The following is a 16,668-nucleotide window of genomic DNA, read 5'->3' as shown; positions in this document are numbered from 1 at the left end:
GCATGTGGGCCCGACCGGATGGGGCTCCTCATCTGAGTCCGGCTCCTCCTTCCGACTCCCATGTGTCCTGGCCGTCGGGGCCGCACTCGGCGAGTGCGAGCAGGCGCGGAGCCGACAGCGAGTTCCCGGGGGCGGCGGCAGCGATCAGCAGCTTGGCAGCCGTTCCGGCCGGCTCGTCCGGTGGGATCACCAGCAGTTCCCAGCGCCCCACGGTGCCGCAGTCCACGGTGATGGCATGCGCCTCGGCGGCGAGGTCGGTCAGGACCACCTCGATCACATGCGCGGGCGCCATCACCTTCTGCGGGGCATCCGGCCAGGCGGCGGTCCCCACGGTGACATGGGTGACGGTGCCGACGCCCGGGTCCAAGGAGCCGACCAGCGCGGGCAGCTCCAGTTCCAGTTCGGCGCAGCGTGGCCACCACGCCCCGTCCAGAGGGCCGTGGCTGGCGTCCCGCGTGAGTCGCAGCCGGGGCAAGGGCATCCGGTAGGTGTGTCCGTCACCTGGTGCCGGACCTTCGGAGGGCTTGGTGATGGCGTCCATGGTGCGATCCCGTCCCAGGCGGCCTCCGGCTGCCGGTGTCTGTCACTCGCCGGGAACGGCGCCGCCGTGGTCGTGCGCCCGAAAAGCTCTCGGTACGTGCCAGGCTACTCCGGCCGTGGCGGACGGCGCGGCGCGCAGCGGTCGCGCGGAGATATACCCGTACGGCCGACGACGGGTGGTGTGACCGCCGCGGCCGGCACGAACGCCGGCTCATCGCCCCTCCGTCACATCATCGGCGTACCGGGGACAGCCCCTCGGCGGGCAGGCTCAACACGCAGGGGGCGACGGGGCCGGGCAGCCCGACGACCTCACCCAGGTTCTGCCAGCCCCAGGACGAGAAGGCGGCTTGTCCTGCCAGGTCAGCAGGGTGCAGCAGGGTGACCCCGAGGGAGGAGTGCAGTTCTGTGAGCAGACGCTGTTGCAAGCGGTGGGCGATATCGCGGTGCTGAGCGTGCGGATGGGCCACGACCAGGGTGAGGACAACGAACCGCGCGCGGGAGGTGAACCGCTGGATGGTCTCCTGGAGCGTTCCGTCGAACCCCCGCCGGCCGGGGCCGTCAGGGCCCACCGGAAAACCGAAGGCGCAACCGACCAGCACCGTAGTCTCGGCGACCAGCAGCGCGAAGCCGGGGCGGTGGGCCATGACCGCCAAGCGGCGCAGGAAGTCTCCACGGTCGTGGTAAGCGTCGCAGGGGGTGCCCGTGACGGACGCCGCAGCCAGGTCCGCGATGTCCTCGCGCATGCCTTCGACCTGCCAGCGGGTCAGCCGGCGAAGGCGGATCGCCTCCTTGAGGACCGGCTGGTCCGCCCGACGAACGGGGTCCTCGGGCATCCCCGTCACGGTACTCATGAGGTCGCCGGGTACGGCGGGCGGCACGGGGCTCACCGGAGCCGCAAGGAGCAGCGAAGCAGATCCGGTGACAGCGAGGAGCTGGGTGATCTGCGCGCACGGGTGGTGCAGCCGCAGGGAGGCATGAACCCGGCCGGCCCGCCGAGACGCCGACAGGAGGACGTCCAAGCCCCTGGCGTCGCAGGCACCGACCGTGGTCAGGTCGATGTCGATCACAGTGACACCGTCCAGCAGACACTGCTCCAGTGCGGCCCGCAGCAGTGGCGTCGTGGCCGGTCCGATGTCACCGGCAAGTGTGACGAGCGTCCGCTCCCCGCGGTTTCGCCGACGGATGTCCAGCCGGGAAAAGGCCATCACGCTTCCCCTCGGCCAGGGCGTGGACCAGCGCGGGTACTCAGCGTGGCCCCAGCCAGGGTGAGCCCCCGCGGAGTTGCTTCGACCACGGCGGACATGATGCCGACCCGTCTTCGCGCCGACCACTGGGACGGCCCGGGGTCCGTCTCTCACCGAGGACGACCCCGGCGTGGCGGCCGGAGCGCGTGATGCCCTCGGTACCTCAACCGTACGTCGCCCGCAGCCGGAGCGGCCGCGGGCGAGGGTGCCAGGAGTAGGGTGAAGAGAGTCGAGGGTACTTCGTACACCGGTGGCATGGCTGGTCTCGTCCTCGGCGCGCGGCACGGTTGGAGCCGCGTGACCATACGGGCTGTTTCCGGCCCGGGACAGGTTCCCCGATGACCACCGAATCCCTGCACTCACTGTACTCATCGCTGACCGTGGACGCTCCAGATGCCCCTCCCATCGAGGGCAGGGTCGAGGTCCGCATCGTCTCCATGGACGCCGAAGCGGCCCGGCACGTCGCGGACGCTCTCCGGCTGCTGTTCGCCGCGGGCGAGCAACGCAGTTACCCGGCGTTCTCGTCGGGGAGAGGGACGCGTCTGCACCTCACGCTCGACCCCGAGCGGGGCGCCGGCCCGCTCCGCTCCTGGCTGGAGGCCAGCAGGCCGCAGGTCGACCGGACGCATCCGGGCGAGACGGCACAATGCGTGTGACCGCCGCGCGGCCCGTCGCCCGCCGACCTCCGACCGCGGCGGGCCCCCGCCCCTGCCTCTCCAAGAGTCCTCATGACCACCGTGCGACCCCACCCTTTCGTTCACCCGCCTTCCGCCCGGCTCCGGGAGCAGCGGGGGGAGGTTGCGCATCGCAGAAACGATGCACTTCGGCAGGCGCCACCCTTCCGGCGACCAACTTGGCGACAGCGTCGTACCGTCATCAGCACATGGCCAGCGACCGTGACCGGGTCATCGCCGACCGGCTCGGGGCCATGATCGGGGGTACTGGGGGAGCGGCTTCGGACTCCTCCGGAGGGGGTGCTGAGCGGACGTAGCGGCACGCGTGTGGGCACGGCGCCTGGAACGGCGAAGGGCCCCGCGGCACGGTCTGTGGATAGCCGAACTGGCGGCGCTGTAAGGGCTTTGGACGCCCATGGGCTCGGCGAGCCGGTCCTCGACGTATCCGGCGAAAGCACCACCGACGGCGAACGTGGCCTGCTGGGCGTCGCGTTCGAGGAGCAGGGCCACGGTCGAGTGTCGGAGGTCGTGGAAGTGAATGCGGCGGGGGCTTTGCCCGGCTGAGGAGTCGGCCGAAGTGACGGGTGAGGCTGGCGGGGTCGAGAGGGCCGCCGTTCGGGGTGGTGAAGACGAACCCGCTGCCCCTCCAGCCCGTCCCGACGTTCGTCTTGCTGGCGTTCCCAGTGACTCTTGAGCGAGTAGACGCACTCGGTGGGCAGGGCGATGCGGCGCTGCCGATGTAGGCCGAGCGGATGCTGTCCTCGCAGTCGTCCCACGTACCGGGAGTTTGGAAGAGGCCGAGCCTGACATAGACCTTCCCAGCGACGATCAGGAGGCTCCCGACGTCTCCGGCGACGAGCCCGAGGCGTCCCGATGTTCCCGATGAGCGAGCTGCCTGACGGCGCGTTCCCAGAAGGTTCCCAGCACCCATGAGAAGGGCCCTCCGCGATCTCCGCGGAGGGCCCTTCTCGTGTCCACACAGGCTCTGAACTGGTGTTTCTCTGTGCCCCCGGCAGGATTCGAACCTGCGACACCCGCTTTAGGAGTTCGATCACTCCTCGGTACCACCAGGGAACCACTCGGTCACACTGGCCATGTCGGACTGCCTAAGAGTGCTGGCGTCCGGCGCCGTTGATGTCACTTATGGATGTCAGGGCGGCCTAACTGCGCACGCTCGCTGGCACGATGGTCCCGTGGTTGACCTGGAGCGCATCGCGGCAGAGATCATGGCGTACTACCGAGCACTCGACGAGAGCGCCACCCTGCGGCATCACTTCCGCCACGCTGACGAAGAAGGCGGCCTCTGGTACATCGAGGCCGTACCCGACCGCGGCGAGTTGATCGTCATCAAGCAGGCCGAGCTGACCTCGGCCGGCCAGCTCCACCGGTACAGCTGGGAGCACCTGGAGGACGAGCACGGCGGCCTGACAGACCAAGCGATCGATCCTGAGGCGGATCCGCTGGAACCCATCCCGGCCGGGGAGTTCCAGCGGATATGGAATCGCTGAGCGCGCTGGACAACCACCTTAGGAGAGAAGCGGGGGGAGTAAGGACGCTGACCTGGAGCTTCGATACCTGGTCAGGCCGCCGAGAACTCGACCGCGAGACACCCCCGTTGACCGTGGCTGACCCCTGCATCTGGCACGACAGTGGCACGAACCTCAGCCGACGACAGCCAGCCACGACGGTGGGTGCGTCGACCGACCACGACCGTCGCGCTGTCGGCGTAGGTTTACACCATGGAGTCCGGCGCAACCGCCTACGGCAGGTTCGATTTGGCGCGGGATCGTAGGCAACGCGTTGCCAAAGCTGGCGCAAGTGCCTGAGCTCGTAAGCGCGCCCGGCATCCGAATCCTCTGTTTGAGCCAGCCATCGTCTAGCCGGAACTGCATCGGCCACGGTCGGTTAGCCCCACGAGCACCTCATGCCCCATACGATTTCCCCTAGTATCTGTCAAATCAGATTAAAGGGGTGAAGGTAATAAACCGGATCTCCCATGCAGTCGACGATCTAGCGTGCTACCCATAGGAGCAAGGCCGCCGACTAACGTTTCGGAGAAAGCATGCTTCTCGACGATCTCTGCGAATTGCTGCCAACGTCGCCCAGCTGGTACGGCTTGGAAAGCAATGACTATGGGATGAGGGAAGGCATAGAGCCGAATTTAGATTATGAGGTTCCTGAAGTTCGAGAAAAGCAAAACCCTGCTCCACTGACTCCAGTTCTCATGTTGATCACGGCCCCTGCTGCCGTCGGGAAAAGCACAGCAGCGGAATATATGAGCAATAAACTCAAATGCCCCATCCTCGACCTGTCCCGTCTCCAAGTTGGAGATGGGACTGTGGACGGCATGCCAGCCAGATCTTTTGGTATCAGGAAGAATGCCCGGTACCAAGAGGCTTTACTGGAAAGCAAGGCTACTCTCATCGTAGACGCGTTGGATGAAGCGGAGGTGCGATCTGGGCAGGCGAATTTTCGGGCATTCGTGCGCGGGCTTGCTGGTGCAGCATCGCAGATTGTCGGCGGTCGGCCGTCCCTCGTGGTCCTTTCTAGAGCTGAAAGCTCACGTGTCATCCAGGAAATTTTTGATGAGCGGAAATTGCCATACTGCCATTTTGAAATCCGTCCTTTCGGCAAGGAGCAGTCTGAGCGGTACCTCGAAAGGAAGGTCACGGATGTTTATCAAAATCAAGAGAAGGAGCCGCTACATCTCAAGCATTCACGCCCATACGGCAAAGAGAGGGACAGTCTATTCACAGTTCTCGCGTCGGCTATCACGCCAAAGCGGGAAGGCTTTTGGGAAGAACCCGATGTGCGTGATTTCCTTGGATACGCCCCTGTTTTGGACGTTGCTGCTGAATACCTTGCTGTGGACAACTTCGCTAACCTCGGAAACTCGGCAATCGGTTCGACCAGCCGCGAGGGGTTCGTGCATTGGGACCTCGTCGCAAGCGTAATTGATCAGCTGCTTGCGCGAGAGCAATCAAAATTCGTCGCCCAGTTTCAAGAGGTTGAAGAGTTTCAGAGGCACGGAAGTTCAGCGCTCCTGTCTGTTCTCTATACCCCAGAGGAGCAGTGCGCTCGATTGCTGGACTACGTCGAAGGCATGCAACTCGATTTGAATCTACCCGCCAGCCTGCCTGTGAACCTGCGTGAAAGTTATGAAACTGCCGCTGATACGCAGTTGTCTAATCATCCATTTTTGAGGGGAGAGGGATGGTTCAACGTAATCTTCAGAGACTACGTGACTGCGCGAGCGCAACTGAGTCCCTCCACTTCGCTGGAGGCAGCCAAGAGAATCCGATCAAATATCCTATCTTCAGACTGGAAGCATTCCCCGATGTACGGGTTTTTTTCGCACAGTCTAGGTAAGTCAACTTCGAGCGAAAAGTCTGCGTGCCATTCGGAGGATCTAGGGGCACTCTATGAGTCCTTTAAATCTGCCTGTGAGGTTGGCGATAGACTGCTGACATCCATCGGTAGAGCAGGAAACAGGTTGGCTGCTTACTTCTCCATCGTGCGGGGAGGTAGTGCTAGCGCGGCTCCATTGCAGTTCCTCACGCACGAGGGGACAGTAAGTATCGCATTTCCGCGCGAGCTGAGTTATGCCAACATTTGGGATGTCCCTGAAGTGATTTTGGGAGGAGATCGGCCGTCATTCAAGTTCGGATCGAGTGTCTATATTTCCTGTGCAGACCTAATGGTTGCAGCCCGTGAGCTGCAAGCGTACGTCGACAGGGGAGAAACCCCTGTAGTTTTGAACGTTCGATCGCTGATTAGCGAGCATGTCAAGATTCAGGGAGAATCTTCCGATGTGATCCTGTTGTGCGACGATCACCTGTCTTTTCCGTGGTCTAAGTACCAGCGACGGCTCGATCTAGGCGGTTTAGCTGCCGACGCCCGGGAACAAGGTGCGCTTTACTTGGAATTTCGCCGGATTGTTCTCCGGTTTAAGGATGCGAAAGACGGAGAGGCTGCTGTCTATCAGCCGATGATGGATAATCTGGTTGTTGGTTCAAATAAGAGGGCCAGGACAGTCCTGGATTATCTCCAAGAAATCGGCTGCGTGAAACTGGCCAGGAGTATGTATTTGCTCGACTTGGCAAGCTTCGCAAAGCTTGGGGTTTCGCGGTCGCAGCTCCGCGACCTGGAGAATGCGGAAGCTATGGGAAGGATCTCTAAAGATATCCTCCGCTTCGCCAAGCGGAAATCCTGAAGTATTTTCTGTTGAGAGAGTACTGAGGTGGAAGTGGGTCCCCTTCCACCTCAGTTAAGCGGACGCGCAACGATTCAATCGTCGCCTAATTCCCCTTCTGGTTTTGGACTTTTTGGTGGGTCAGCATCTGCAGCTCACCGGGCACCTCAAACAGGTTCCTTAGGAGCTGTATCGTGAACCGGAGGACTCTCTCGGCAGCCTCTTGGCCGACGCGTTCATCGTTTGCGTGAGCACCAAGGTTACCGATTACACGAATGTGGTGCAGGGCGGGCGCGAAGCTCTTGGTTACGTGTCCATCAGAGATCAGTTTCTCGATACTTTTCACGAGAGCTTTTTCGCTAATCTGAAAATGCGCTGCTGCAGCTTCGAGTGTCCTCCTGAGTTGCACGGCTGCGGCATCGGGTTCCCCGATGCTAAGAACGCGAATTGCGCCCATGAGGTATTGCTCGACATCCTTAGGTAGGTGTTTAATCCCTACCGATTCCTCCAATCCTGTCGGCACGGACAGGAAGACTGTATCGCTTTCATCGTGCGGATTGCTGTGTTCGAGCAGGGTGGCACCCCCACAACTCGGGCACCCAAGAGTTGCCCAATAACGGGCGGCACCTGTTCTAGTTGAAAACTCCTGCTCGGTGTGGGCTACGGTAAGGCGCGTATTACGTAATCCGCACCAGGGGCAATCGCGAAAGGAGTGTTTATCATTCCAAGCCATGAGCTGATACTATCGGGATGGGCAGTTCGTGGTGCGTTTTCCTGCAAAGGGCTGTGGAGCCGGCCGGGCTGGAGCGGGGCGGAGACAGGAGCGCAGGCCCGGCCGGGGGCCGGGCCGCGCGCGGGGAGCGGAGCGAGCCGCCTTGAACCAGTAGAGAAAGTTGTAACTCAGTCGGTTGGCTGGGGCTTGAAGTCGTACGCGCACGCTGGGAGTTCAGCGCCCTGGCGGTGTGCGAGAGGTACGAAGCGCACGGGTCGGATCGTCCAGGTGATGCGGGTGCTGGCCTGGGTGACTGACACGGTGCAGGGCTTGGCACGCAGGAGGGCTCTCCTTGTCTCGATGCGGCCGTTGTACAGCCATTCCCAGGCTTCTTCGGATGCGTCGGGATCGAGCGCCGGTGAAATCGTGCGGAGCGTGACCGCGACCCATCTGTCCGCCTGGGATGCCGAGTAGGCGTCGAAGGATGCCCGGAGTGCCGGCGGCCTTCCCTCCGTGAGGCCTTCGGTCCAGCACTCGCACCAGTAGCCGCGCATGGTTCCCCTCACGATGCCGCTCCTCGGGGGTAGGCCACGAGCACGTAGCGCGTGTTCTCGTCGTGCAGGGTGAGTTGGTAGGCCGTTCCCAAGGCGAGATGCGCAAGGGCTCGTTCGTGCTCCGTCTCGTCGGTGAGCCAGTGGCGGCCTGGCTGTGCGTACGCCATGTCGAGCTGGTCCGTGATGCGCCTCGTGCGTTTCAGCAGCCAGCGCAGTGCCAGGCGGGGGGGGCTTGCGGCGTCGTGCTCTCCCAGCGTGATGGGACGGACCTCGTGCAGAGGGTAGGCGGCGGCCCAGCACTGGTATGGGGAGCGCTGTCCGTCTGCGGCCAACTCTTCAGCTGTGGTCGATGTCAGCACGTGCCTTCTCCCATGCTGGGTTGCGTGAAGAGTTCCGCGGTGACCGTGTAGCCGCCGTGGCTGTTGCGGACCACGACCCGGTGGGCGATGGCGCTGACCAGGCCCAGTCCCCGGCCGTGCTCGGCGTCGGCGTCTTCGGCCTGGTCCTCGACTTTTGGGGCCGTTGCGGTGCCTCCGTCGTCGGTGACGGAGAGGGCGATCACCTGTGGGGAGACGGCAAGGGCGAGGTGGAAGCGGCCGGATTCCAGACCGCTGGCCGTGTGGAGGATCGCGTTTGCGCTCAGTTCGCTCACGATCAGTTCGGCGTCTTCGGCTAAGGGTGATCCGCGCAGGATGTCCCGGGTCCAGCGGCGGGCCCGGCTGACCTCTTCCGGGAATCCTGGGCAAGTGAGCCCCCAGACCCGAGTCGTACTCGTATACTCGTGCATACAAGTTCCTTCGTGCTGGTAGGCCGCCATGTGCAGCGGGTTCGGGTTAGACGAGTTTCACGCCGTCGTGGGCGCGGATGGCCGGCGGAGTCGTTGCGTCGAGTGCGTCGATGACGCGGATCGCGTATGCCTCGTCGGCAAGCTCGGTGACCTCTTCGCGGGTGGCCCAGCGCAGGGCGCGGGTCTCGTCACCGGTGGTGGGCACGCCGTCGGCGGCCTGGCAGCGGAAGACCAGGGAGACGATCAGGCCCGTCATGTTCTTGTAGACGCCGGTCAGGGTCGCCGGAAGCGTGATCTTGATGCCGGTCTCTTCGAGGACTTCGCGCTGGAGGGCTTCGGGGATGGTCTCCTCGCGTTCGAGGACACCGCCCGGGGGTTCCCAGTGGCCGTTGTCGCGGCGCTGGATCAGGAGGGCCCGGCCCTGGCCGTCGACGACGACCCCGGCGACGCTCACGGAGTGCGGGCGTTCTGTACTCACGTTCCTCGGCCCTCTCGGATGGCTAGTCTTTCCACCGTAGCAACAACACTCGCCCACTCGTCTAGATACCTAAAGGAGTACACACTGTGAGCCCTCTTTCCTCCGGCCTCCTCGGCGCTCTCGACCCCACGAGCGATCGTGCGGTTTTCCGGCAGATCGCCGACCAGTTGCGCGAGGCCATCGACCGCGGGCGGTTCAGGGAGGGCGAGAAGCTGCCTTCCGAGGCTGATCTTGTCGAGCACTACGGGGTTTCCCGGATGACGGTCCGCAACTCCTTTTCCATCCTCCAGGGTGAGGGCTTGGTGCACGCCGAGCACGGCAAGGGCGTGTTCGTGCGGCCACGTCCCCCGGTGCGGCGGCTTGCCTCGGACCGGTTCGCCCGGCGGCACCGGGAGCAGGGGAAGTCCGCGTTCATTGTGGAGGCAGACGCGGCCGGCAGTCACCCGCAGGTCGACAGCCTGGAGGTCAAGGAGGAGAAGGCGAGTCAGGACGTCTCCGCCCGGCTCGGTTCCGTGCGGCGGGTGCTGGCCCGTCGGCGGCGGTATCTGCTGGACGGGCGGCCGGTGGAGTTCGCCACGTCGTATCTGCCGCTCGATATTGCACGGGGCACGCCGATCGCTGAGCCCAACCCCGGTCCCGGCGGTATCTACGGCCGGCTTGAGGAGCTGGGGCACCGGCTCGACCACTTCGAGGAGGAGATCCGGGCCCGGATGCCCTCGCCCGCTGAGGTCAAGACGCTTCGGCTGGCTTCCGGCGTGCCCGTGATCCATCTGATCCGGACCGCCTTCGATGCCGAGGGGCGGGCTGTGGAGGTCTGCGACACGGTGATGGCGGCGGACGCGTACGTGCTGTCGTACCAGCTTCCGGCGACCTGATCGTCCTGGTTTGCGGTGGTGCGCGGGGACGTCTTTCCGAACTCGTACACGCCGACATGCATACTCGTATAGACGAGTGGGCAACCCGTGTGGCAAGGTGGTCCACGCGAACCCGGGAGATCGGGTTCGCAGGACGACTCTTGTATAGACGAGTAGATGGGAAAGTGCTTTGCGTACCATCCGTGTTGAGACCTCCGCCGCGACGATCCTGCTCACCGAGGCTCCCGAGCCGAAGGTCCGCGACCGTCAGACCGGCGAGATCGCCAAGGATGCGAACAGCGGTGAGGCCCTGATGACGATCGGCGTCGTCTACATCGAGGACGGCGAATCGTCGCTGGTCAAGGTCACGGTCCCGGAGGGCGGTATCTCGGAGGGGCTGGCCCTCGGGGCGCCGGTCTCGCTGCCGGGGCTGGTGGCCCGGCCGTGGGAGTCCGTGTTCAACGGGCAGCAGCGGCACGGCATCGCCTACCGGGCTGCCGCCGTGACTCCGGCCGCGTTCCCGGCCGCCTCGGGGGCCGCTGCCTGATGGCCGACCTGACAACGCTTCTGGAGGTGGGTGGTCCCCTCGTCGCGCTCGGTGGCGGGGCCGCCTACACCCGGGCCCAGCACCCGGGCGTCTACTGGTCCACCATCGGTTTGCCGATATCCACGGTCCGGCTGCTCGGCTCGTACACCTCGGCCATGGAGGCATGCGGGCTGACCGTGGCGCCGTCCCGGCTGCGGGCGTGGGCGGTCAAGGCCACCACCCGGCGTGAGGTCCGTCCCGTTCCGCCCCGCCGGGGGATCATCCGGCCCACGTCGCCCGGGCTGCGGCTTCGTCTCCGGCTCACTCCCGGACAGGAACCGGCAGACGTCGCCGCCTCGGCTGAGCGGCTGCGGCACGCCTGGGGAGTGCACGCCGTCTACGTCACGACCATCAAGCCGGGCGTGGTCGAACTGCGGCTCGTCGGCTTCGACGTCCTGCGCAAGGTCCGGATGCCACGCAAGGTCGAGGCCGGGTTTCTCAAGGTGCCGGTGGCACTGCGGGAAGACGCCACCCCCTTCCTACGCGACTACCGGACCGTCCCTCACCAACTGACCCTCGGCGCCACGCTCTCCGGCAAGTCCATGTACCTGCGCCATCTGATCGCAGAACTTGCCCGGCAACCGGTCGCCCTGGTCGGCATCGACTGCAAGCGGGGCGTGGAACTGGCCCCGTTCGCCGCCCGGCTGTCTGCCCTGGCCACCGACCCTAATCAGGCGGCGGACCTGCTGCCCGTGCTCGTGAGGGAAATGGAGGACCGATACGACCTGATCAAGGCCCGGCAGGGCATCGCCCCGGACACCCCGGAAGAAGAGATCACCTCCGATATCTGGGGCCTGCCCGAGAACGAACGCCCGGTTCCCGTCGTGCTGTTCGTCGACGAGGTGGCCGAACTCTTCCTCGTCGCCACGCGCAAGGACGAGGAACGGCGGGACGAGATGGTCACCCAGCTCATCCGCCTCGCCCAGCTCGGCCGCGCCGCCGGCATCTACCTGGAGGTCTGCGGGCAGCGCTTCGGCGCCGAACTGGGCAAGGGCGCAACCATGCTCCGGGCCCAGCTCACCGGCCGGGTCTGCCACCGCGTCAACGACGAAGCATCCGCCAAGATGGCGCTCGGCGACATCGCACCCGAAGCCGTCTACGCCGCCTGCGCCATCGCCCCCGAACGGCCCGGCCTCGCCGTCGCCGGTGACACCTCCGGCGGCTGGTCCCGCATCCGCACGCCGTACCTGTCCCTCGGCGACGCCGCCGAGATCTGCCGCGCATCGGCGCACCTGGTGCCCGACCTACCCGCGCTCAAGCCCTTCCGGCCCGACGTGCCCGAACGGCCGGTCGAGACACCGGCCCCGGTCGTCAAGCCGCGACCGGTAACCGACTGACCATCGCTCCCTCACCTCGGTCGGCGTGACCGTCTCACGCCACGTCCCTACCCCTCCCATGCCTGAACCCGGAAGGAGTCGCATCGTGCGCGCCCAACTGGCCCGTGTGGACGCGGTGCTCGTCCAGGCGGTCATTGCCGCAGCGCTGTCCTTCGCCCATCTGCACGACATCGCCTCGGCGGCCGGGCAGGACGGATGGAAAGCGTGGGCCTACCCGATCAGCGTTGACCTGCTGCTGGTCGCCGCCTGGCGTCGGCTGCGGTCCGGTGACGCGAAAGCGGCCGGGTGGTCATGGTTCGTCATCGCGCTCACTGCCTCTCTCGGCGCGAACGTCGCCACGGCCGGACTGCTCGACATGCACCAGGCGCCGGCATGGCTACGAATCCTCGTCGCGGGCTGGCCCGCGGTCGCCTTCCTCGGCGGAACCCTCCTCGCCCACTCCGCGCCGACGGCCATCGCCGGTTCCGAGGAAGTTGAGGACCAGGAGGAGGCGCCTGAACCTTCGCCCGAGCCTCCGCCACACCCCGCGGCCATAGAGACACCACCCGAGCGTCCCGCCGTCCCCGTCCCGGCCGCCCTCGTCGAGCACGCCCGCAAGGTCGCCAACCAACACCAGGCCCGTACCGGAACCCCCATCGACACCCCGACCCTCCGCGCCCGGCTCGGCGTACCTGAGCCTCTGGCCGAAGCCATCGCCGCCCAACTCGCCTGAAGAAGGGGAACATGCCGCACTTCAACTTCGACACGGCCGCCGACTACCTCGACGCCGCCCGTCAGATGGCTGCCACCGGCCGCCCGGCGCTGGCGCGACTGCTGGCCGAAGAAGCTGCCGACCGCGCCTCGGACCCCGCCGAAGCCGCCCGTATCCTGCACGACTTCCCTGGCTCCAGCCTGCGACAGGAGTACTGACCATGACTGCCAACCGCCGCTTCCGCCACGTCACCCGCATCGGCCCCGTCCAGGTCGGCACCGCCTACGACAACCGAGGACGCGAGAAGCACACCGCCGCCTGCACCGCCCCGCGCTGCGGCTTCTCCGCCGACTACGACAGCCGCGCCGCCGCCGAACTCGCCGCCCGCACCCACCGTTGCCCCGTCCGCTGAAAGGACCTGCCCCACTGTGACCGTCAGCCTGCCGCTCGTCTTCGTCCTCGGCCTCTTCGCCTGGGGAGCGGTCAAGTTCCTCGGCGTCCGCGTCTGGGTCGTCGTCCTGATCGCCCTCTTCGGCTTCTGGCTCTCGCGCACCTTCCTGGCCCCGGCCATCGAGTCCGGCACGCGTTCCGGCGTGACCGTCATAAACGGCACACATAACTAGACGAGTAGATGAGAGAAGGTTCGCCGTGTTCCTGCCCAAGTACCCAGACAGCCCCGTGCCGCCGCCCATGCACACCCACACCCCGGCCGATCCGACGCCCGTACGCCGTGCGCTCCCGTCGGTTTCCGTCAGCACCGGCGCCGTTGCGGCCGTGATCACGGGTGGCGTGGTCCTCACCGCGCTCCTGGCCGCCGTCGCCGTCACGGCCATCTCCGTGGCGGTAGCCGCGGTGGTCCTGCGCTCCCTGCTCCGCGAGCACCACCGGCGCTGAACGGCGCCTGAGGCCCGGGGCGGCTCGATACCGCCAAGCATCCACTGCCCCGGGCCCATCCCTCTCGACCGAGCCAGTCAGAAGGAGAACGCCATCTTCACCCGCACCACCCCGGCCCCACTGCCGGACATTGCGAACCTGGCCTCACAGGGCACGCTCCCGGGTCTCCTCCAGCAGCTCTCCGGCCTCGGCGGCTGCACCCACCCGATCCGCCTCGACGGCCACCGCACCGAATACGACGTCGACACCCGGACCGGCGAGATCGGCCGCACCCTCCAGCACCTCGACTCGTCGGCTCTCCCGGCCGGACAGCTCCTCGTCCGCTGCAACAACCGCCGTACGACCCGTTGCCCGGCCTGTGCCGAGGTCTACCGTCGCGACACCTTCCACCTGATCACCTCCGGCCTGCGTGGCGGCAAGGGCATCCCGGAACACGTCGCCGCACACCCACGCGTCTTCGCCACCTTCACCGCGCCCAGTTTCGGCCCGGTGCACAACCGCCCGACCGGCCCGGCCGGGACTGTCCGCCCCTGCCGCTGCGGCGTTCCGCACGACCAGGAGGACGCCGCCCTTGGCACTCCGCTGGACCCTGACACGTACGACTACCGAAGCGGCTGTGCTCTGGAACGCGCACGCCGGGGCCCTGTGGCGGCGTTTCTCGACGTACCTCCGCCGAGAGGTCGCCAAGCGCGCGGGCCTCTCTCAACGCCGTTTCCGCGACCACGCGCGCGTGTCCTTCGCCAAGGTGGCCGAGTACCAGAAGAGGGGCGCTGTCCACTTCCATGCGGTCATCCGCCTGGACGGCCCCGGCGGGGGAGGCACTACGCCCCCGGTCTGGGCTACGGCTGAACTCCTCACCGACGCCATCCACGCCGCAGCAACCAAGGTCCACGTGGACGGCCCCGCCGTCGACGGCCGCACCCACACCTTCACCTTCGGCCGCCAACTCGACGTCCGCACCATCCGATCCGCCGACTTCAACGACGGCCAGGAGCTGACCGAACGAGCGGTGGCCGCGTACATCGCCAAGTACGCCACCAAGGGCGCGGAAACCGCGACAGGCGCCCTCGACCGCCCGCTCAAGTTCCTCGCCGAACTGGCCCAGCTCGATATCAGCGACCACGCCCGCCAACTGGTCCGAACCGCATGGACCCTCGGCGCCCGCAAGGACCTGGAAGATCTACGCCTCCGCGCCTGGGCGCACATGCTCGGTTTCCGCGGCCACTTCTCCACCAAGTCCCGCCGCTACTCCACCACCCTCGGCGCCCTCCGCGACGCCCGCGCCGACTGGCGCCGCGCCCAAGCCACGCCCGCACCCGAGGCCGACCCGGACACGACCCTCGTCCTCGCCCACTGGGTCTTCGCCGGAACCGGCCTCTCCGACGCCGAGGCCTGGCTTGCCGCGTCCCTCGAACCTGCCCCCGGAACGGAAGGAGAGCCGACCCGTGCATGACGACGAGCTGTTGACGGTGGCCGATGTGATGACCCGGCTGAAGCTCGGCCGCTCCACGGTCTACGACCTGATCCGCTCGCGCCGTCTGCCCTCGATCACCATCGGCCGGTGCCGTCGTATCCCGGCGCGGGCCGTCCACGACTACATCACCAACGAACTGGAGGCGGCTGCCTGATGGCCCAGCAACGCAAGCGGAACCCCAACGGGGCGGGGACCATCACCAAGCGCAAAGACGGCCGCTTCCAGTGCGCGGTCTACGTCCTCCAGCCGGACGGCACCCGCGCCCGCAAGTTCGCCTACGGCAAGACCTGGGCCGAATGCGACGCCAAGCGCCGCGAACTCCTCGACAAGGTCGACCAGGGCGTGCCCGTACCCACCAAGTCGGCCAAGCTCTCCGAGTGGCTGCCGTACTGGCTCGACAACGTGATCAAGCCGCGGCGCAAGCTCAGCACGTTCGACAAGTACGAGGCGCACGTCCGGCTCTACCTGGTGCTGCTCCTCGGCGTCAAACGGCTCGAATCCCTCGGCGTCGCCGACGTGCGCCGCTTCCTCGTCCGCTTGGAGAAGGAGACGACCGCAGCGACGGCCAAGGAGTCGCACCGAGTACTGCGGTCGGCGCTGTCCTCCGCCTGCCGCGAGGAACTGATCACGCGCAACGTCGCGAAGCTCGTCGAGCCGCCCCAGATCAAGGCACGGGAGCTGAGCCCGTGGACGCTGGACGAAACCCTCGACTTCCTTACCGCCGCTCGCAAAGATCCGCTCTACGCGGCCTTCGTGCTCGCCATCGCGATGGGCCTCCGCAGAGGAGAGATCATCGGTCTGCGGTGGTCGGACCTCGACCTCGAAAACCGCGTGCTCTACGTCCGTCAGCAGGTGCAGCGCCGCCGTGGCGTCTTGTACGACGACGACCCCAAGAGCCGCCGTCGCCGCGCCGTTCCGCTCCCCGCCCTCTGCATTGCGCCCCTCCGCTGGCACCGCATGCGGCAGGCGGCTGCCCGCGCGAAGGCGGGGGAGAAGTGGCAGGAGTCCGCTTACGTCTTCACCACCCGCACCGGCCGCCCGGTCGAGCCGCGCAACCTGTACCGCTCCTTCACTCGCATCGCCCAGTCCGCCGGCCTCCGTGTCATCCGCCTGCACGACGCTCGCCACGGCACGGCCACGCTCCTCAACGGCGGCCGGAGTCGCGCCCCGCGTCGTGATGGAGATCCTGGGTCACTCCCAGATCAGCATCACCATGGACGTGTACACGCACGTCGTCCAGGACACCCAGCGTGAGGCCATGAGCCACATGGACCGGCTGCTCAGGAAGAGGCGCCCCGGTCGTCAGTGATCGCCCGTGATCACCCGCGTTGATGTCAAAACTGGATGTCAAAGGCCCCGGACCAAGATCGGTCCGGGGCCTTTTGGCTGGTGCCCCCGGCAGGATTCGAACCTGCGACACCCGCTTTAGGAGAGCGGTGCTCTATCCCCTGAGCTACGAAGGCGGGGATCTGTCGGAAATTGTGTCTGGAATTCGCCCGAAGCTGGACGAACCTCATTCGCTTGCATCCCGACAGGTCTGCGGTAGCGCGGCCTGCGAGGGCTACGCCATCGCCGTCAGTGTAGCGGGTGGCCTGGTGGTGGCAGGTGACTCTTGGGCGGTGAAGCCGGCTGGGCTGGTCGGGCAGGTAGG

Annotated in this window: 19 protein-coding genes, 1 tRNA gene and 3 pseudogenes; 15 read left to right on the top strand and 8 right to left on the bottom strand. The window is 66.2% G+C overall.

The window, feature by feature from the left end; genetic code table 11:
• Positions 1 to 28 precede the first annotated feature (28 nt).
• Together ACFYPJ_RS27045 and ACFYPJ_RS27040 are read right to left on the bottom strand one after the other, a co-directional pair.
• A complete protein-coding gene (locus tag ACFYPJ_RS27045; RefSeq protein WP_389022245.1) occupies positions 29 to 541 on the bottom strand; it encodes a DUF5994 family protein in 513 nt (170 codons plus the stop codon).
• Between the two features lie 229 nt (positions 542 to 770).
• Positions 771 to 1,745 (bottom strand): STAS domain-containing protein, encoded by a 975-nt coding sequence (locus tag ACFYPJ_RS27040; RefSeq protein ID WP_389022243.1) that lies wholly within the window; start codon positions 1,743 to 1,745, stop codon positions 771 to 773.
• A gap of 377 nt (positions 1,746 to 2,122) precedes the next feature.
• Here ACFYPJ_RS27040 and ACFYPJ_RS27035 point away from each other — a divergent pair, with 377 nt between their 5' ends.
• The 4 genes and pseudogenes from ACFYPJ_RS27035 (at position 2,123) to ACFYPJ_RS27020 (ending at position 6,671) form a co-directional block, all read left to right on the top strand.
• Positions 2,123 to 2,440: a hypothetical protein gene (locus tag ACFYPJ_RS27035; RefSeq protein WP_389022240.1), complete on the top strand. Its 318-nt coding sequence runs from the start codon at positions 2,123 to 2,125 to the stop codon at positions 2,438 to 2,440.
• A 376-nt stretch (positions 2,441 to 2,816) separates the two neighbouring features.
• Positions 2,817 to 2,959: pseudogene (locus ACFYPJ_RS27030) on the top strand (sugar dehydrogenase); the annotation flags it as partial.
• A 692-nt stretch (positions 2,960 to 3,651) separates the two neighbouring features.
• Positions 3,652 to 3,966, top strand: a complete 315-nt coding sequence (locus ACFYPJ_RS27025) for a hypothetical protein (protein WP_389022238.1) — start codon at positions 3,652 to 3,654, stop codon at positions 3,964 to 3,966.
• Between the two features lie 554 nt (positions 3,967 to 4,520).
• Positions 4,521 to 6,671 carry a hypothetical protein gene (locus tag ACFYPJ_RS27020; RefSeq protein ID WP_389022235.1) on the top strand — a complete coding sequence of 717 codons (2,151 nt, stop codon included), beginning with the start codon at positions 4,521 to 4,523 and terminating at the stop codon, positions 6,669 to 6,671.
• 85 nt (positions 6,672 to 6,756) lie between these two features.
• On the opposite strand, the gene ACFYPJ_RS27015 is transcribed toward ACFYPJ_RS27020, so the two are convergent.
• The 5 genes from ACFYPJ_RS27015 to ACFYPJ_RS26995 all read right to left on the bottom strand — a co-directional run bounded on the left by ACFYPJ_RS27015 (position 6,757) and on the right by ACFYPJ_RS26995 (position 9,157).
• Positions 6,757 to 7,383: a DUF4145 domain-containing protein gene (locus ACFYPJ_RS27015; RefSeq protein ID WP_389022232.1), complete on the bottom strand. Its 627-nt coding sequence runs from the start codon at positions 7,381 to 7,383 to the stop codon at positions 6,757 to 6,759.
• 167 nt (positions 7,384 to 7,550) lie between these two features.
• Positions 7,551 to 7,916, bottom strand: coding sequence for a hypothetical protein (locus tag ACFYPJ_RS27010; protein ID WP_389022336.1), 366 nt, complete (start codon positions 7,914 to 7,916; stop codon positions 7,551 to 7,553).
• 8 nt (positions 7,917 to 7,924) lie between these two features.
• Entirely contained in the window at positions 7,925 to 8,248 is a 324-nt protein-coding gene (locus ACFYPJ_RS27005) for a hypothetical protein (protein ID WP_389022230.1), read from the bottom strand.
• A gap of 20 nt (positions 8,249 to 8,268) precedes the next feature.
• The gene (locus ACFYPJ_RS27000) at positions 8,269 to 8,703 is read right to left on the bottom strand and encodes an ATP-binding protein (protein WP_389022228.1); all 435 of its coding nucleotides are present in this window, start codon (positions 8,701 to 8,703) and stop codon (positions 8,269 to 8,271) included.
• Between the two features lie 46 nt (positions 8,704 to 8,749).
• On the bottom strand, positions 8,750 to 9,157 hold the full coding sequence (locus ACFYPJ_RS26995; protein ID WP_389022333.1) for an NUDIX hydrolase: 408 nt from the start codon (positions 9,155 to 9,157) through the stop codon (positions 8,750 to 8,752).
• Positions 9,158 to 9,267: 110 nt separating this feature from the next.
• Here ACFYPJ_RS26995 and ACFYPJ_RS26990 point away from each other — a divergent pair, with 110 nt between their 5' ends.
• The 11 genes and pseudogenes from ACFYPJ_RS26990 to ACFYPJ_RS26940 all read left to right on the top strand — a co-directional run bounded on the left by ACFYPJ_RS26990 (position 9,268) and on the right by ACFYPJ_RS26940 (position 16,326).
• On the top strand, positions 9,268 to 10,056 hold the full coding sequence (locus ACFYPJ_RS26990) for a GntR family transcriptional regulator (RefSeq protein ID WP_389022225.1): 789 nt from the start codon (positions 9,268 to 9,270) through the stop codon (positions 10,054 to 10,056).
• Positions 10,057 to 10,225: 169 nt separating this feature from the next.
• A complete protein-coding gene (locus ACFYPJ_RS26985) occupies positions 10,226 to 10,582 on the top strand; it encodes a hypothetical protein (RefSeq protein ID WP_389022224.1) in 357 nt (118 codons plus the stop codon).
• Positions 10,582 to 11,958 (top strand): FtsK/SpoIIIE domain-containing protein, encoded by a 1,377-nt coding sequence (locus ACFYPJ_RS26980; protein ID WP_389022221.1) that lies wholly within the window; start codon positions 10,582 to 10,584, stop codon positions 11,956 to 11,958. The genes ACFYPJ_RS26985 and ACFYPJ_RS26980 overlap by 1 nt, the downstream gene beginning before the upstream one ends.
• Before the next feature lie 85 nt (positions 11,959 to 12,043).
• Complete coding sequence (locus tag ACFYPJ_RS26975; protein WP_389022218.1) at positions 12,044 to 12,670, top strand: DUF2637 domain-containing protein; 627 nt, start codon at positions 12,044 to 12,046, stop codon at positions 12,668 to 12,670.
• A gap of 11 nt (positions 12,671 to 12,681) precedes the next feature.
• Complete coding sequence (locus tag ACFYPJ_RS26970) at positions 12,682 to 12,867, top strand: hypothetical protein (protein ID WP_389022215.1); 186 nt, start codon at positions 12,682 to 12,684, stop codon at positions 12,865 to 12,867.
• Between the two features lie 2 nt (positions 12,868 to 12,869).
• A complete protein-coding gene (locus ACFYPJ_RS26965; RefSeq protein WP_389022213.1) occupies positions 12,870 to 13,061 on the top strand; it encodes a mobile element transfer protein in 192 nt (63 codons plus the stop codon).
• A gap of 16 nt (positions 13,062 to 13,077) precedes the next feature.
• Entirely contained in the window at positions 13,078 to 13,272 is a 195-nt protein-coding gene (locus tag ACFYPJ_RS26960) for a hypothetical protein (protein WP_389022210.1), read from the top strand.
• Between the two features lie 25 nt (positions 13,273 to 13,297).
• Positions 13,298 to 13,543 carry a SpdD protein gene (locus tag ACFYPJ_RS26955; RefSeq protein WP_389022207.1) on the top strand — a complete coding sequence of 82 codons (246 nt, stop codon included), beginning with the start codon at positions 13,298 to 13,300 and terminating at the stop codon, positions 13,541 to 13,543.
• A 138-nt stretch (positions 13,544 to 13,681) separates the two neighbouring features.
• A pseudogene (locus ACFYPJ_RS26950) lies at positions 13,682 to 14,996 on the top strand (replication initiator).
• The gene (locus ACFYPJ_RS26945; RefSeq protein ID WP_389022204.1) at positions 14,989 to 15,171 is read left to right on the top strand and encodes a helix-turn-helix domain-containing protein; all 183 of its coding nucleotides are present in this window, start codon (positions 14,989 to 14,991) and stop codon (positions 15,169 to 15,171) included. The pseudogene ACFYPJ_RS26950 and the gene ACFYPJ_RS26945 overlap by 8 nt, the downstream one beginning before the upstream one ends.
• Positions 15,171 to 16,326, top strand: a pseudogene (locus ACFYPJ_RS26940) (tyrosine-type recombinase/integrase). Before ACFYPJ_RS26945 ends, ACFYPJ_RS26940 begins: the two are co-directional and overlap by 1 nt.
• Before the next feature lie 78 nt (positions 16,327 to 16,404).
• Here the strand turns inward: ACFYPJ_RS26940 and ACFYPJ_RS26935 are convergent.
• Positions 16,405 to 16,480: transfer RNA gene (locus ACFYPJ_RS26935), tRNA-Arg, on the bottom strand.
• Between the last annotated feature and the right edge of the window lie 188 nt (positions 16,481 to 16,668).

This window comes from Streptomyces sp. NPDC006012, assembly GCF_042871185.1.
Classification (GTDB): Bacteria; Actinomycetota; Actinomycetes; order Streptomycetales; family Streptomycetaceae; genus Streptomyces.
Note: the sequence above shows the minus strand (reverse complement) of the source record. Positions and strands in the feature narration are given on the sequence as shown.

Bases quoted from the DNA above. Each gene is read 5' to 3' on its own strand.
- ACFYPJ_RS27040 (WP_389022243.1), bottom strand. From the start codon at position 1,745: ATGGCCTTTTCCCGGCTGGACATCCGTCGGCGAAACCGCGGGGAGCGG.
- ACFYPJ_RS26980 (WP_389022221.1), top strand. From the start codon at position 10,582: ATGGCCGACCTGACAACGCTTCTGGAGGTGGGTGGTCCCCTCGTCGCG.
- ACFYPJ_RS26965 (WP_389022213.1), top strand. From the start codon at position 12,870: ATGACTGCCAACCGCCGCTTCCGCCACGTCACCCGCATCGGCCCCGTC.
- ACFYPJ_RS26970 (WP_389022215.1), top strand. From the start codon at position 12,682: ATGCCGCACTTCAACTTCGACACGGCCGCCGACTACCTCGACGCCGCC.
- ACFYPJ_RS27045 (WP_389022245.1), bottom strand. From the start codon at position 541: ATGGACGCCATCACCAAGCCCTCCGAAGGTCCGGCACCAGGTGACGGA.
- ACFYPJ_RS27020 (WP_389022235.1), top strand. From the start codon at position 4,521: ATGCTTCTCGACGATCTCTGCGAATTGCTGCCAACGTCGCCCAGCTGG.
- ACFYPJ_RS27015 (WP_389022232.1), bottom strand. From the start codon at position 7,383: ATGGCTTGGAATGATAAACACTCCTTTCGCGATTGCCCCTGGTGCGGA.
- ACFYPJ_RS27000 (WP_389022228.1), bottom strand. From the start codon at position 8,703: ATGCACGAGTATACGAGTACGACTCGGGTCTGGGGGCTCACTTGCCCA.
- ACFYPJ_RS27010 (WP_389022336.1), bottom strand. From the start codon at position 7,916: ATGCGCGGCTACTGGTGCGAGTGCTGGACCGAAGGCCTCACGGAGGGA.
- ACFYPJ_RS27035 (WP_389022240.1), top strand. From the start codon at position 2,123: ATGACCACCGAATCCCTGCACTCACTGTACTCATCGCTGACCGTGGAC.